Origin of the sequence: Pseudomonas sp. JDS28PS106 (genome assembly GCF_036706555.1) — a bacterium.
Lineage (GTDB): Bacteria > Pseudomonadota > Gammaproteobacteria > Pseudomonadales > Pseudomonadaceae > Aquipseudomonas.
This window is the reverse complement of the sequence record NZ_JBAJGT010000037.1, coordinates 1-621: the sequence shown is the minus strand read 5'-3', so window position 1 is coordinate 621 and position 621 is coordinate 1. Positions and strand designations below refer to the sequence as shown.

Annotated in this window: 1 rRNA gene; it reads left to right on the top strand. The window is 52.5% G+C overall.

The annotated features are described in order from the left end of the window. Positions 1-170 precede the first annotated feature (170 nt). A 16S ribosomal RNA gene (locus TRP66_RS23455) occupies positions 171-621 on the top strand; the annotation flags it as partial.

Genomic DNA, 621 nt, shown 5'->3' with positions numbered 1-621 from the left:
CTCAACCCACCGCTCTTTAACAACTGAATCAAGCAATTCGTGTGGGTGCTTGTGGTGTCAGACTGAAGTCAACAGATTATCAGCAACCCAAGTTACTCCGCGAGAAATCAAAGATGTAACCAGATTGCTGAGCCAAGTTTAGGGTTTTCTCAAAACCCAGATAGATGTTTGAACTGAAGAGTTTGATCATGGCTCAGATTGAACGCTGGCGGCAGGCCTAACACATGCAAGTCGAGCGGCAGCACAGGTGCTTGCACCGGGTGGCGAGCGGCGGACGGGTGAGTAATGCCTAGGAATCTGCCTGGTAGTGGGGGATAACGCTCGGAAACGGACGCTAATACCGCATACGTCCTACGGGAGAAAGCAGGGGACCTTCGGGCCTTGCGCTATCAGATGAGCCTAGGTCGGATTAGCTAGTTGGTGAGGTAATGGCTCACCAAGGCGACGATCCGTAACTGGTCTGAGAGGATGATCAGTCACACTGGAACTGAGACACGGTCCAGACTCCTACGGGAGGCAGCAGTGGGGAATATTGGACAATGGGCGAAAGCCTGATCCAGCCATGCCGCGTGTGTGAAGAAGGTCTTCGGATTGTAAAGCACTTTAAGTTGGGAGGAAGGG